A 13,653-nucleotide genomic window follows, 5' to 3' on the forward strand; every position below is an offset into this window, starting at 1 on the left:
TGAGCCGTATCAAACAGATGGCTTCGCCCGCTGAAAAAGCCGCCTCGCCATGACGAATCCCCACAAAAAACCGTCATTGCGAACCGAAGTACGGGCTGAGCGATGGCGTGAAGCAATCATTATAGTGAGCCGTACCAGACAGATGGCTTTGCCCGCTGAAAAAGTCGTCTCTCCTGGCGATTATCCTAACGTAGGTCGTCATTGCGAACCGAAGTATGGGCTGAGCGATGGCGTGAAGCAATCTTTATAGTGAGCCGTACCAGACAGATGGCTTTGCCGATGGATCGGGGCAGGCTGTTTTACCTCCACACCACGACGAATCTGGAGCAACTTACCCCATTTTCAATACCCATACCGACACACTTCCGGCATTGCAATGAAATTCGGCACAGCCTTTTTCATCAATAACCACTTCCTGCGACCGGTGACCTAAGGCATCGACAAAGGTTTTACCAGCGAAACGCGTTCCTATCTCCATGGTTTTGTATCCTTCCTCACTGTTGCTCAACACCACTGCAAGGCCACTATTTTCGTGATCATCATCTCCACCCCGGGTCCAGCCCACACAGTTTCCATGGTCGAAATAATCATGTTGTTCACCATAGGCAAGCGCAGCCCTGATTTTACTCATCACCTCCACTTCAGGCAAAATGGCCAGTTCGATATGTACCTCATCCCCTTCCTTGTCCTCATCATCATAAATTCCGCCATATATATCCGGAAAGAATAAACATGGAATACCCTGTAAACGCAACAGGATAATGGCATAGGCCATAGGCCTGAACCAAAAATCAATATAACTTTCCAGGGCCTGCAGCGGTTGAGAATCGTGGTTATCCACAAAAGTAACTGCCGATTCAGGTGCCACCTGCACCAGGGTATTGTCAAAAATAGTCCGCATGTCAAAGGTATTCCCCTCTTTGCTCGCCATGAAAAAGTTATGGTGCAGTAAAGAATCAAAAATCTGCGTCCGTCCTTCCATCAGTTTGATATACTCCAGCTGCGATTCATAATTATCGACGTTCCAGTCTTCTGCCACAATAAAAAACTGCTTATTAAAGGTTGTATCCAGGTGTGCGATCCATTCTTTAATAAAATCAGGGTTGATGTGTTTCACGGCATCCAGTCTGAAACCATCAATGTTGGTGGTGTTAACCACCCATTCCCCCCAATATTTCAATTCTTCAACCACTGCCCGGTTACGGAAATCAATATCACTGAACATCAGGTAATCATAATTTCCAAGCTCTGTAGAAGGCACCTCTTCAAAGCCCTCACCCACAAAATTCTGGATGGAATAAATGGCGGTTTCTTTACGGTCTTCTGCCCAGTCTACCCCACTGAAACATTGATGATCCCAAATAAAAGCAGAATACCTGCCCTTCCTACTGGGAAAGGTAAACTTCGTCCAGGCTTCAATTTCAAAAACATCACTGGTAAATTCGTTCCGGTTTTCAGGGTTTACCGTTCTTACCTTTACTTTCTCCACCTCATCTGCCCCTGCCTTGTGGTTAAAAACAATGTCGGCAATGGCAGTGATGCCCTGCTGCTGCAAAGCCCGGATGGCCGCCAGGTATTCTTCCTTTGATCCGTATTTGGTATTGATGCTTCCCTTTTGATCAAACTCCCCTAAATCGAACAGGTCATAAATGTCATAACCAACAGAATAACCACCGGTACTGGCCTTATAGGCCGGAGGCAACCAAACACCCGTTACGCCGATTCCTTTCAGGTAAGCAGCTTCCTTCGCCACTTTGATCCATAAGTTTTCTGATTCATTGTAATACCAATGGAAATATTGAATGAGCGTTTGATTCTGCATGTGCGGCTGTTATTTTCAGGGTAAATATACGTTTGTTTGGCGATAGTCAGAGAGAGCGTGATGCTGGGTTAGTGCCGGGTATTTTGGGTTAGAAGTTTAGCAGTTAAGCGGGTGGCAAGCTGGTAGCTTAACAAAAAAAAACACACTCATCAGCAACATGTTCCCCTAGCCCATACTAAACCACTAACCAATGCTCGCCCAACCAAACAACTAACCGTCTTTTTGATTACTTTTGCTGGATTATGAGTCTGAAAAATAAATTTGCCAGAGAGAGTTTTACCATCATGAATGAACTGGTATTACCCAATGATACCAATACGCTCAATAACCTGATGGGCGGTCGGTTACTGCATTGGATGGATATTGCGGCAGCCATTTCTGCGCAGAAACACTGCAACCGGATTGTGGTAACCGCCTCTGTAGATAATGTATCTTTCAAACACCCAATTAAACTGGGTGATGTCATTACCATTGAGGCGAAAGTTACCCGGGCTTTTAATACTTCTGTAGAAGTGCGTTTAGATGTATGGGCAGAAAATATCCCAAGCGGTGCACGCCAGAAAAGCAATGAGGCTTATTATACTTTTGTAGCGCTTGATCAGAGTGCCCGGACCATTCCTGTACCCGAGCTGATTCCGGAAACGCCCGAAGAGCTGGAACTTTTTAACGGTGCCTTGCGCCGCAGGCAATTGCGACTGGTTTTGGGTGGGAAAATGAACCCTGATGATGCCAGCGAACTGAAAGCCCTCTTCTTTAAAGCCTAAAATTTACATCAAACTTCTTTCTGCTTCATCTGTTTGTCTTATTTTAGCAGCTTATCATTCGCAAAAAATATGACAACCTATACCATACTGATTATTTTAAGCGGATTGGTCATCTTCTCCTATCTGTTTGACTTAGTGGCCAGTAAAACCAAAGTACCGTCGGTTTTACTGTTGCTTTTACTGGGTATTGGCCTTCGCTTCCTGGTTGATTACCTGAACATCCATACCTTTAATTTCCTCTCCATTTTACCTACACTCGGCACCGTAGGCTTAATCCTCATTGTTTTTGAGGGTTCACTGGAGCTGAAATATGACCGCGAAAAAAATAAAATCATCAAAAGTGCTTTCTTCTCTGCCTTAACCATTTTGCTGGGCACCGTTACCATCATTACGCTGATTATTTACCAGATTACCCATAAAGATTTATATACCTGTATTGCCAATGCCATTCCGTTCAGCGTAATCAGTTCGGCCATTGCCATCCCCTCTGCGGCCGCCCTGGGGAAACAGGACCGGGAATTTGTAATTTATGAATCTTCCTTTTCTGATATTCTCGGCATTATCTTGTTTAATTTCGCCATCACCAACCATTCCATTACCACATCAGCCTTTATTGGCCTGGGCCTGAGCACCTTTTTAATTATTCTCTTATCGGCAATTGCCTGCGTGGTGCTGCTTTATATTATGGGCAAACTGATGCACCATATTAAATTTTTCCTGATCATTTCCATTCTGATCCTCGTTTACGCCATCGGGCAATCGTACCATTTATCGTCATTGGTGTTAATTCTGAGTACCGGATTGTTTCTGAACAATGCTGATACCATTCAGAATGCCTGGTTCAGGGGGGTGTTTTTGTATAAAAACCTTACAGCCGATTTATCCCAACTTTATCAGCTCTCAGCAGAAAGTGCCTTTATTTTACGCACGTTTTTCTTCGTGATTTTTGGCTTCACCATGAACATCAGTGAGCTGAATGATAAACCCGTACTGGCCAACGGACTTTTTATCCTGATCACCATTTATGCCGTCCGTTTTTTCTTCCTAAAGGTTTTCAAAAAGGGTGCACTAACCCCCATCGCCTATATTGCGCCCCGCGGACTGATCAGTATTTTGCTTTATTTTAACCTGCCCGCTTCGCTGAAGATTCCGGAGGTGGGTACGTCCTTTTTATTCCTGGTGGTTTTGGGTACCAGCATTGTCATGACGCTTGGCATTACCTTAAGTAAAACCAGAACGGAAGAGATCCCGGCAGCTTAACTGCCCATTTCTAAAATTTTATCAAATTCAGTAGCTTTTAACGGCATGACCGATAAACGCCCCTGGCGCACCAGTGAGATATCAGAAAGGCTGGGCTCTGCTTTAATCTGCTCCAGTGTTACCGGGTTTTTTAATGATTCTACGGGTACCAAATCGACCACCACCCAGTTTTTATCATCCGTGGTAGGATCCTGGTAAGATTCTTTCACCACCTTTGCTACGCCCACTACATTTTTGCCTTCATTGCTGTGGTAATACAGCACCAAATCGCCTTCTTTCATGTCCCTAAGATTGTTTCTGGCCTGGTAATTCCGAACGCCATCCCAAAAGGTACGGCCATCTTCATTAAATTTTTCCCAGCTGTATTTAAAAGGCTCTGATTTTACTAACCAATGGTTCATCTTATTCTTTATTTAAAGGGCTTTAAAGGCATATTATTGGTTCAATTTTCGAATTGGCGACAAAAGTGGCGACAAAAGCAACTTTATGAAACAGTCAAAGCAATCCCAACTTATCCACATTTGGGAAGATTATGAATTCTATTTAAGCATCCCGAAAACCTTTACAGGTTCTAATAAGCCCTATGTTTATTTCTACTATTTAGACCCCAAAACTAATAAATCTGCACGGATTAGGAAATACATTGGAAAGAATGACGGGAATATAAAATTGATTAGGGATGAAGCTAAGAAACTCATATTAGAATTGGTCACATTACTCAACGACAATTGGAACCCTTTGACCAATTTACAAAACGAAGAGGTTATAAACTCAACTTCATCGATTGAAGAATGCATTTCATATTGGATAAATAAACGTGAAGATGCCCTTAAAAATCAATCGATAGCTAAGAAAACGCTAAAGAATAACAAAATTTTGATGATGCATTTTAGGTCGTTTCTCGACAATAATAATCTTACCCACATTAAAGCAAAAAACATAACTAACGTACATGTAAAGGAATTTGTCGATACTAAAGCATTTGAAAGAAACTGGGGTAAAGTAAGCTACAATACTTACCTTATTGACCTTGGTACATTCTTCAATTATTTAAAAGACCTGAAGATCATCAAAGAAAACCCATGTGATAAGGTAAGTAAGAAAGTCACTCGTTATGATTCTACACGTTTTAAAGTTTTCGAGAAAGAAGAATTACTACTGGTTTCATCACTATTATCAAACGACAAGCGTCATTTCGGCTTATATGTAGCGACTAAGCTACTTTTCAAATATAACATCAGACCGTTGGAATTAACAAGGCTTCAAATTGCTGATTTAAACTTGAAAGACGAAGTACTAATAATACCGCCATCAAAAACAAAAAATGGTAATGAAGCCCGATTTAAACTGGATAGAGACACTTTAAACCTTTTAAATCAGTTAATAGGTGGTTTTCCAAAAGAATGGTTTGTTTTCGGTGGAAGAAATAAACCAGCATATTTACAGGTCTGTTCCGACTATTTTGGGCAAAACTGGAGGTTCTTTAAAAGCAAACACAATCTCCCGTGTCATTTAAAGCTTTACGCATTGAAACACACTTCAAACTATTATGACATAGAATCTGGCGCATCCTACGAAGAAATACGCCAACGAAACAGACACGCAAACTTACAGGTTACAACACTTTATATAAAAGAGCGCTTATTTAAGAATGAAATAAAGCCATCTAAAAGCGATCTATTTTAAGATTACATGAATAACTTTACAGCAGAGTAGAAAATGCTCTGCTGATAAGATGGATAATAGCTTTAAAACGAAAGAAAGGTTTTGGTCATACAGGGAGCAAGTCGATTTGAACAAATTATTCAATACTGGTCCAATAGTCAAAACATTGATGGCTAATTGTAGTATTGATCAAGAACAAATAAATCTAGCATGGGAACAACACCATAATGGGATTACTCTTAAAAAAACCTTAATTACATTGAATCCTCCTATAATAGGCAATAATAAACTTTATGAGTTACTTAGAAAGAATTATAATGTCCTTTTAAATAATCAAAAATATGCCAAGTTATGTGTTTTAGATATTGAGGAAGAGTTATTTGTCCTTATGATAATGGCTTATGAATATTACTGGATTCGAGACGGTCTGGTATTAAGATCTTATGTAGAGCGGGACTCACTTATAAGTGACTATTCCACATTTAATAGCCATATTAACGATACGCATGAAATAGCAGACGCAATTAGTATCATACTAGCAATTGATGAGGCATTATATTTAGATAGGCATATCAATATCAATGGCAAATTTAAAATCAATAACGAAGCTGTACTGATAGATTTAAAAACGAGTTTGGATAAATGGCTTTCGGAAATCGAACCTTTTAAACTACAATCAAGTATAAATTTAATACAACTTTACGAAGCCTATAAAATCTCTGACAATGGAGCTGATGTTTTGGAAGAAATAAAGTTTCTAAAAGGAATAGAAAATAAGGATCTCGAATATATGTTAAATGACTCGATTGCTAACATAAGTCTTATAGTTCGCGAGTTTCTTATCAACAATGGCATTCTTCCGAAAACTAAGCTTACCCCTAAAATTTTTCTGCAATTGATGACAGATTTGTTTGAGGTTTTCAATATCAAAACTATCCCAATGGAGAATAGCACCGACAAAACTGAAGTCATAAGGTTAGCAATTCGTTATTATCTAAAGAAATTGAACAAGTCCGGGAAATAATTGTATCCTCAAATATTTAACTTTTTTTGCTGAGATGTTAGTTCCTAATTTTGAATTAACAATTAGAAGCAAGTGCGCATAGCTTTTAGTTGGAATCAAGACTTTAAGTCTAAATTTTAACTTAAAAATAAAAATAAGCATATGAGCTTCAAAAACTTTGTTGAGAATGAATATGAACCGAAAAACGGTTCAGTTAGTCTTTTTGTAGAGGAAAATCCTCATGGGTATCTAAAAAAAATAGAAACTGTAAAAATTTTAGATGAGTTAGGTTCAGACCAGACAAATCGCTGGATTCTTATCCATCTGTCAAACTTTTTTAAATTTGCGAAGCTGAACGGTTCGTTTAACAGGTCTCCCCAACACACGATCGAAGATGGTAAAGGGTTTACTTGGTTAACATTGAAAATAGGCAGGGTGATAAAACCCTGTAAAGTTATTCATTTTGGCGAAATGAAACGCCTGATTGATGACTATGCCTCTGGTAAGTTGAAAATCAACCAAACTTTGGAAGAGTTGTACGAACAAGCAAGCAATTCTTAATAGAATTAAAGGGTAGATAAAACTGTCTACCCTTAATCAAAACGACATTTATTAACCATTAATGATGGCAGTTAAAACTTAGCCTTAGGCTATTATATTGTCCAAAATTTTATGAGCAAAAAATTAAAAAAAACAAGATTGAAGATTAACCTTTTAAGCCAGGTAAGTGAAAACAGGATCTTAGCCAAGCAAAAAGTAGGCGTTGGAAAAACGGCAATGCTTATTGACTCTGTTCGAATGAGTAAAATAATAGAACCTAAAAATTATAGGTTATGAGAAAACAACAGTTGAAAATTAAAAAAGATCATTATATAGATACTGTCCTCGCAAAAGTAGTCAGCAACAAAATCTATTCGAAGCCTACGGGATGTGGTTTTACTACACTTGAATTAAATTCTAAACGAAACAGTATCATTATAGAACCTAATAAGCCTGTGATACAGAACAAACGAGATAAAACAAACGGGAATGATAGACGAAACCTGAAAGTGAGGGCTGTTATAGAAGGGGTTTCTACAGACGATATAATGGAATACCTTAACTCTGACGTTAAATACAAAAAACTTATAACCACCCCCGAAAGCTTCTACAAGGTGATTTCTGCTTTTAGCGATTTAAAAAAATTGGATGAAATGTATCTTGACTATTTTATGCTGATCGACGAGTGCGAGCGAATAGTCCAAGATGTAGGTTATAGAACTGATATTATAATACCTATGGAGCATTTTTTTAAGTTCAAAGGGAAAGCTATGGTATCAGCGACACCAATAATACCTTCTGACCCTAGATTTATTAAACATAAATTTGATATGTTAGAAATCAAAGAAGTAGGTTTTAGAAAACAGGAAATCGATTTTATATCTACGAATAACACAATTCTTAGTTTTGCTGAATTGGTTAGAAAGAATCCTGATGAAAAGTTTTTTGTTTTCCTTAATTCTACGCATTCTATCTATACCATTATAGAATATATCAACATCCATAAAGAAAGCGAGGTATTCTGTTCTGAAGATAGCAAGGGTAAATTAGAAGAAAATGGTTTTATGCAGGTAAAATGTTTAATCGATGTTAAAGAGAAATTTAAAAAGAAGTTCAATTTCTTTACATCTAGGTTCAACTCTGCTGTTGATATTGAAGGGGTTGAAAATCCATTTATTGTGATATTAACAGATTGTTTTATGGCAGAGCATACAATGGTTGATCCTGCGAGTGAGGTTGAACAGATAATCGGGAGGTTTAGAAGACCTAAAAATGGAACGATAGAACGTAGAGTTACACATATAACCAATTTCAACCCTAAGCTTATAGCCTATTCAAGGGAGGAAGTAATAACTGATATCAAAAAATTTGAAGAGCTGTATAGCTATACAAAGTCGTTCATGAATAGCTTAACAACCTATAATGCCAGACAGGTAGTGCAAGAAATGTTGGACAAATCTGTATTTTCTAAATATCTGGCTAATGGAGAAGTTAACCATTACATGATAGATAATGAAGTATTTGAAAACAAAGTAAGAGGTCATTATAAATCTGATCTAGCCTTACTAGAAGCCTACAAGGCTACTAAAAGGTTTAAAGAAACATTAATAACAAAAAACTATCTGTTGAGCGATGAAACTGAATCTAACATAAGGGAAGCAAAGAAAAAACTAAGACCTGCAATGGAACTGATATTGCCAATCCTTAAAGAACTGTATAATAGGAATGAAAAGGGTTTTGAATATGAAATGGCAATTGGGCTCTTAAAATCAAAGCATCGCTTAGTATATAAAGAGTTTGAGGTAATTGGTTTTGAAGGAGCTAACGAACTGAATTTTAATTATAGTTTGGTACTTCAGCGAATAGCACAGCTAAAGAAGAAAGCAGAAAATTTTCCAATAATTACCGAACTTGATAAGTATTTTAAAGTAGGAGAATCTTATTCTTCAACATATATTAAGAATAAGTTAAGGGCTATCTTTAAAAAGATGGGCAGATCAGACCTAAGCGCAAGCATACAAACGTTTAGACTATACTTTAAACTAAAAGAAAATCGATTAAAAAATGAGCGTATTAAAATTACTACTTACTTAATTGAGCGGTCATACCACAAGGTTAGCTAGGACATGTTTTTTACTACTTTATACCCCCCTCTTAATATTCTTGGATTTATGTATTCAAAAGGTTTAGATATAACATCAAACCATTTAAGGCTGACGTAGCAATCTAAAAATAACGAAAATACTTATATGTTGGGTTATACTGAAGAAGAACAGATAAATAAATATTTTTATATAAGCACCATTTAACGATGGTGCTTTTTTATGCATTCACTTTGCACTCCTTACCTTATATAATGGCACACTTAGAATCAAGGGTATAGCATAACAAGCTATAAAAACTAAGCTAGTGGGATTGAGTAGTGATTCATGTTTGGTTAGGAATGGAATTGTTAACGCACAACCGAAAAGGCCAATAATAATAAGCAAGACATTTGTCATGATCTGCTTAAGATTGATGATGTTCAACCAATAGGCAATGATATAAAACACGACTAATGTTGGTAAAGAAAACAACACCGCCATGAGTATCGTTAACAAAAGAAATGCTGGCATCATACTCCAATCAACATTACTGATGGGCGAGTTCGCAATTACAAACAAGACAAAAATGACAGAGCCGCCAATGGCTGTGGTGAGCCATACTTTGAGAGCGAAAATTAGTGTACTACGCATTAGCTTAAAAGTAACGATCGAGCAGCTATTTTCAAAATGTAAAAATTAAACCCTACCCTATTAATGCCCCCTCACCAAAGGAAATGAAAGTGTATTGCTCTGTGGAGTAGCCGTAGATAGCCGTTTTTCCTTGTTGGTTTATAAGGTAAGGAGTTCGACTTATTACCTATAAGAACAGTGCCTCAAAATCATAAAATTCTGTAAGGTGCTCGCTGGCTACTGGTTCCGACTTTAACGCCCCTCTCGGCTTCGATGGGAAGTCAAAGAGATTTGAGCCGAGCTATATGGCAATAAAAACCTCGATTTCAAATACTGACGAACCACAATTTTAAACCTGACACACAAAAATATGAAGCTATTTGAAGCAGCCGATTCAAAAAACGAGCAGCAAAATGAACCACAACTGCCAGCATTAAAGAATCACAAACTGGCACGACGAGCATTCCCACGAGAGAAATCCATTAACGAGGGAGTAGAATATATGTACCATGATCTACTTAAACGCTTTAAACAGATGTACTCAACTTTACCAAATGCTAGTGATAGAACAGTAGTAGAAATCAATGGCAAGATTGATCCTTATGATCCAGAGGGCTTGTACACGTTTATTTGCAACAACTTTTACTACCACGTTCGATGTAGCTACCTCGAAAAATACGAGGTGTTTTACCAATTCCATAACTGCCCATTTGAGGGTGAGATACGTACATGGTTTAAAAGGGTACACAGCCCGAATCATGCATTTGAAGTGGAGAGACATAAAGATTTTCCAAAATTCTACCAAGGTGTACTTGCTTACCAACCAAAAGAAAGGATTCACATCCTTGAATACGTTTCTGATAAACTGCCTTAACAAGCGCAGTACCTTTTAAAACAGACACCTCAAACTAAGCCATTTTAACAATCTATAGGCACTCTATACAGGGTGCCTTTTCTTTTTACTTACTTTTTAATTCTTAAAACAATGAAAACACAAACCAAGGCGAAAGCACAATCAAAGACACAGTACGTTGCCATTACAACTGATGTGCAGCAAGTAAATCAACAGGTAGAAAAAGCCTACACCCTTATGGTTAATGCAGCTACAGAGCTTCTAAAGCGATTTGATGTTGCGAAATTTAGAACATTTGCCCTAATGGATCATTCCAAGAACGAACAAAACACTAACTTAGTTAAAGAATTTCTCTGTTACCACTGGAACATAACGTTGTCGATGTCGCCTAAAGATGGCAGATTTTACATCTTCATAGATTTAGGTGGCGAAGCTATCGAAAAGTTCGGCAGCATTCTTACCAATAACTTATTACGAGAGTGCTATCAATTAACACAGTCCACCGATAATACTGGTGGCATCGAATATGCGCTAAGGGTAAACTATTCACCATCTGATTCATTACACAACTTTTATTATCGCAGAATTGTTGAGGGTGAAACTGGTTACGTCAGCATTGGTTCGGTTAAAAAGGAAGTGGTGTAAAAATAAGTCAATGATATGTGCCTAATTTAAATCTCCTTGTTATCTTTACGCAATAATAGATACATACAACACAGAAAGACTTTACATAATATAAAGATTTAGCGTTAGCTATCCGTTCTTGCTTAAGGAACCTGAGAATTTTATAAGCACAAGAGCAGATCAGCCTAATGCCTACGCAATAGCGTGGGCTTAGCTTGTTTGTTGCTTGGGCTTCTCAGGGCCTCTTAAGGCAGACATAGTTAGGTTCCACGCTATTCTGTTTTTTAACAAGTCGAATTGGAACATCGACGTTAAATAAATCTAATGTTCACATTCTCTAATTATGCTCAACAGAGCAAGCAAGCTAGACGACCTAATTCATCAAAAATTGGCGTATCCAAACTAACTCTTACAGTTAAATTCTATCCTATTAATCAATTATAATCTCAAAGAAATGAAAAGAACAGTTTTATTCATTGTTGCATTAGTGCATTGTATAGTGCTATATGGTCAAGAGTCCAAACTAAGCAAATTAGATAGCAATAATGGTTTCAACAACCTAAAATTCAGAAGTTCGATTGGCGATATAAAAAAAATTGCCAACCTTAAAAAAATAAGCGAAGCAAAGGTTAAAGATGGAGTAATGGAATACTACAGTATCAAAAATGCAGATCGCAATTACACTTTTGGAAACTATAAACTGAAAAGTATATCACTTGGATTCGTTACAAATCATGTAAGAAAAACAGAACAATTGGCATATATTGAAGTTAATTTAGCAGATTCAAAGTATTTATCAGATTCTGGAAAACTTAATGAGATGCTTAACGCTGAGTATGGGTTTCCTACTAAGACCGAATCCGAAGAGAAAAACTTCGAATTAAGCCAGAACCACATTGCTTATGTTTTAGACTGGCAAGCTGATAAGGTATTGCTCAGGCTATTAAAATGGAATTTACCATTAACTGAAAAAGGTGAAATTGTTGGTAACACCTACAGATATTATGATCTGGAGATTTTTAACAACATCTCTAAAACAGGAAATAACGGATTCTAAATTATGGAGCAAATAATTTGGCTGATAATTGCATCAGCAGTACCAATTGACTATGAATCAGAAACGTTCTACTATGATTCTAAAGAAAAAGAGTTTTTCATCTTAGGGATGTTTGACTACTTACTTATTGGCGATCATGGTGGGTTCGAATTTCAATACAGCGAAGAAGAATGTATAAGGTTGGTAGAAAAGATACAAAGAATTGACAACCAAGATCCAACCCTGATTGAGATACCAGTATTAACAATTGCCGACAGGATTAGCTTTCAACAGCGTTTTGTAAATGAACATACAAGTGGTGAGGTGCAAAATCATTTACTTGAAATCGTAAGCAAACAAAGCTATGAACATCAATTGATCCTGGATTCAGCTATTCCGCCAGAATCATTTGACAATTTACTTGGTATGTGGGAAGAAGCCAAGTTTAGACTAGCGCAAACAAGAGCACTGCAATTTGAGCAAACATACGGAGTTGATCTAAAAGAGGTGTCGATTTGGAGGATTGATAAATCAAGAGGTGTAAAGAAAACAGCTCCTGTAAAAGTAAATACCATTTCTAAGGCTAAACCCTGGTGGAAGATGTGGTAATAACGTATTGTGATAAACAAATGGTGCCGACATAAGAATGGAAGCTCAATGAGTGCGCTGATAGAAGCAAGCGTAGTGGCTTGTAGAAATCACTCGCCATTTGCATTATCACAATTAAGAGCTACAGCAATGTGGCTCTTTTTTATTATACTTGGATTATGGGACAAGCAATTGCAACAATTGTTACGAAGGAACAAATTAACATTCCAGAATCGATTATTCATTTTAATGAGAAAGACCTGACTGTAATAATTTTAGATTTATACCCCAATGATGTCTCATGGTTTGTCAAGCTTGCTTCTACTTTTGTAACGTTTCCTGACTTTGTTAATGACCTTAAACAAAAGGATTTCATGTTTGATTTTGAAGACGAGCAATACAGAGATAATGAACTCGAGGCTTTAATAGATCTTATAGAAAGCCTTGAAATGAAGTCTTGGGCAATAGAGTGGTATAGTGAATGGGCTGATCTTATTGAGGAAAATCATTTTATGGCAGTAATTAATAACCTAATAATTCAAGAGTCATGCATTCATAGGGATAATGACGAAGACTACGTACCTATTAATAAATACAAGTGGAAAATGGCATTAAATACCAATTACCATACTAATAGATCGAGATATTTGTCTTATGATATAGCTAAGCAAGAGTATAATCAACGATAAGCTCATCTATTCGCCCGCATTCATTCCTAAACCCAGCCTTTCACTCCTTTGCTGCTTAACCGAGGAAAGGCTCGGTCTAGTCATTGATTCGGTGG

The 13,653-nt window shown here is 37.5% G+C and carries 14 protein-coding genes; 12 read left to right on the top strand and 2 right to left on the bottom strand.

Features of this window, described 5'->3' with window-relative positions; genetic code table 11:
* Positions 1–331: 331 nt before the first annotated feature.
* Positions 332–1,822 carry an alpha-amylase gene (amyA, locus tag OQX64_RS10150; RefSeq protein ID WP_265818685.1) on the bottom strand — a complete coding sequence of 497 codons (1,491 nt, stop codon included), beginning with the start codon at positions 1,820–1,822 and terminating at the stop codon, positions 332–334.
* A 242-nt stretch (positions 1,823–2,064) separates the two neighbouring features.
* Between amyA and OQX64_RS10155 the strand changes: the two genes are divergently transcribed.
* Both OQX64_RS10155 and OQX64_RS10160 read left to right on the top strand, forming a co-directional pair.
* Positions 2,065–2,586: an acyl-CoA thioesterase gene (locus OQX64_RS10155; RefSeq protein ID WP_029283387.1), complete on the top strand. Its 522-nt coding sequence runs from the start codon at positions 2,065–2,067 to the stop codon at positions 2,584–2,586.
* A gap of 69 nt (positions 2,587–2,655) precedes the next feature.
* Complete coding sequence (locus tag OQX64_RS10160) at positions 2,656–3,846, top strand: cation:proton antiporter (protein ID WP_265818686.1); 1,191 nt, start codon at positions 2,656–2,658, stop codon at positions 3,844–3,846.
* Here OQX64_RS10160 and OQX64_RS10165 read toward each other — a convergent pair.
* Positions 3,843–4,247, bottom strand: coding sequence for an EVE domain-containing protein (locus OQX64_RS10165; RefSeq protein ID WP_265818687.1), 405 nt, complete (start codon positions 4,245–4,247; stop codon positions 3,843–3,845). The two genes, OQX64_RS10160 and OQX64_RS10165, sit on opposite strands and share 4 nt — an antisense overlap.
* 85 nt (positions 4,248–4,332) lie before the next feature.
* Here OQX64_RS10165 and OQX64_RS10170 point away from each other — a divergent pair, with 85 nt between their 5' ends.
* The 10 genes from OQX64_RS10170 (at position 4,333) to OQX64_RS10215 (ending at position 13,558) form a co-directional block, all read left to right on the top strand.
* Complete coding sequence (locus OQX64_RS10170; RefSeq protein WP_265818688.1) at positions 4,333–5,532, top strand: tyrosine-type recombinase/integrase; 1,200 nt, start codon at positions 4,333–4,335, stop codon at positions 5,530–5,532.
* Between the two features lie 49 nt (positions 5,533–5,581).
* Entirely contained in the window at positions 5,582–6,535 is a 954-nt protein-coding gene (locus OQX64_RS10175) for a hypothetical protein (protein WP_265818689.1), read from the top strand.
* 141 nt (positions 6,536–6,676) lie between these two features.
* The gene (locus OQX64_RS10180; RefSeq protein WP_265818690.1) at positions 6,677–7,075 is read left to right on the top strand and encodes a hypothetical protein; all 399 of its coding nucleotides are present in this window, start codon (positions 6,677–6,679) and stop codon (positions 7,073–7,075) included.
* Positions 7,076–7,186: 111 nt separating this feature from the next.
* Positions 7,187–7,351 (top strand): hypothetical protein, encoded by a 165-nt coding sequence (locus OQX64_RS10185; protein WP_265818691.1) that lies wholly within the window; start codon positions 7,187–7,189, stop codon positions 7,349–7,351.
* Positions 7,348–9,177, top strand: a complete 1,830-nt coding sequence (locus tag OQX64_RS10190; protein WP_265818692.1) for a hypothetical protein — start codon at positions 7,348–7,350, stop codon at positions 9,175–9,177. The genes OQX64_RS10185 and OQX64_RS10190 overlap by 4 nt, the downstream gene beginning before the upstream one ends.
* A gap of 961 nt (positions 9,178–10,138) precedes the next feature.
* Positions 10,139–10,642 (top strand): hypothetical protein, encoded by a 504-nt coding sequence (locus tag OQX64_RS10195; RefSeq protein ID WP_265818693.1) that lies wholly within the window; start codon positions 10,139–10,141, stop codon positions 10,640–10,642.
* A gap of 111 nt (positions 10,643–10,753) precedes the next feature.
* Positions 10,754–11,266, top strand: coding sequence for a hypothetical protein (locus OQX64_RS10200; RefSeq protein ID WP_265818694.1), 513 nt, complete (start codon positions 10,754–10,756; stop codon positions 11,264–11,266).
* 433 nt (positions 11,267–11,699) lie between these two features.
* Complete coding sequence (locus OQX64_RS10205) at positions 11,700–12,302, top strand: hypothetical protein (RefSeq protein WP_265818695.1); 603 nt, start codon at positions 11,700–11,702, stop codon at positions 12,300–12,302.
* A 3-nt stretch (positions 12,303–12,305) separates the two neighbouring features.
* A complete protein-coding gene (locus OQX64_RS10210) occupies positions 12,306–12,890 on the top strand; it encodes a hypothetical protein (protein WP_265818696.1) in 585 nt (194 codons plus the stop codon).
* A gap of 158 nt (positions 12,891–13,048) precedes the next feature.
* Positions 13,049–13,558, top strand: a complete 510-nt coding sequence (locus OQX64_RS10215) for a hypothetical protein (RefSeq protein WP_265818697.1) — start codon at positions 13,049–13,051, stop codon at positions 13,556–13,558.
* The last annotated feature ends 95 nt before the right edge of the window (positions 13,559–13,653 follow it).

This window comes from Pedobacter sp. GR22-10, assembly GCF_026239715.1.
GTDB lineage: Bacteria > Bacteroidota > Bacteroidia > Sphingobacteriales > Sphingobacteriaceae > Pedobacter.

Bases quoted from the DNA above. Each gene is read 5' to 3' on its own strand.
- OQX64_RS10215 (WP_265818697.1), top strand. From the start codon at position 13,049: ATGGGACAAGCAATTGCAACAATTGTTACGAAGGAACAAATTAACATT.
- OQX64_RS10210 (WP_265818696.1), top strand. From the start codon at position 12,306: ATGGAGCAAATAATTTGGCTGATAATTGCATCAGCAGTACCAATTGAC.
- OQX64_RS10195 (WP_265818693.1), top strand. From the start codon at position 10,139: ATGAAGCTATTTGAAGCAGCCGATTCAAAAAACGAGCAGCAAAATGAA.
- OQX64_RS10165 (WP_265818687.1), bottom strand. From the start codon at position 4,247: ATGAACCATTGGTTAGTAAAATCAGAGCCTTTTAAATACAGCTGGGAA.
- amyA (WP_265818685.1), bottom strand. From the start codon at position 1,822: ATGCAGAATCAAACGCTCATTCAATATTTCCATTGGTATTACAATGAA.
- OQX64_RS10180 (WP_265818690.1), top strand. From the start codon at position 6,677: ATGAGCTTCAAAAACTTTGTTGAGAATGAATATGAACCGAAAAACGGT.
- OQX64_RS10175 (WP_265818689.1), top strand. From the start codon at position 5,582: ATGGATAATAGCTTTAAAACGAAAGAAAGGTTTTGGTCATACAGGGAG.
- OQX64_RS10155 (WP_029283387.1), top strand. From the start codon at position 2,065: ATGAGTCTGAAAAATAAATTTGCCAGAGAGAGTTTTACCATCATGAAT.
- OQX64_RS10160 (WP_265818686.1), top strand. From the start codon at position 2,656: ATGACAACCTATACCATACTGATTATTTTAAGCGGATTGGTCATCTTC.
- OQX64_RS10200 (WP_265818694.1), top strand. From the start codon at position 10,754: ATGAAAACACAAACCAAGGCGAAAGCACAATCAAAGACACAGTACGTT.
- OQX64_RS10190 (WP_265818692.1), top strand. From the start codon at position 7,348: ATGAGAAAACAACAGTTGAAAATTAAAAAAGATCATTATATAGATACT.
- OQX64_RS10185 (WP_265818691.1), top strand. From the start codon at position 7,187: ATGAGCAAAAAATTAAAAAAAACAAGATTGAAGATTAACCTTTTAAGC.
- OQX64_RS10205 (WP_265818695.1), top strand. From the start codon at position 11,700: ATGAAAAGAACAGTTTTATTCATTGTTGCATTAGTGCATTGTATAGTG.
- OQX64_RS10170 (WP_265818688.1), top strand. From the start codon at position 4,333: ATGAAACAGTCAAAGCAATCCCAACTTATCCACATTTGGGAAGATTAT.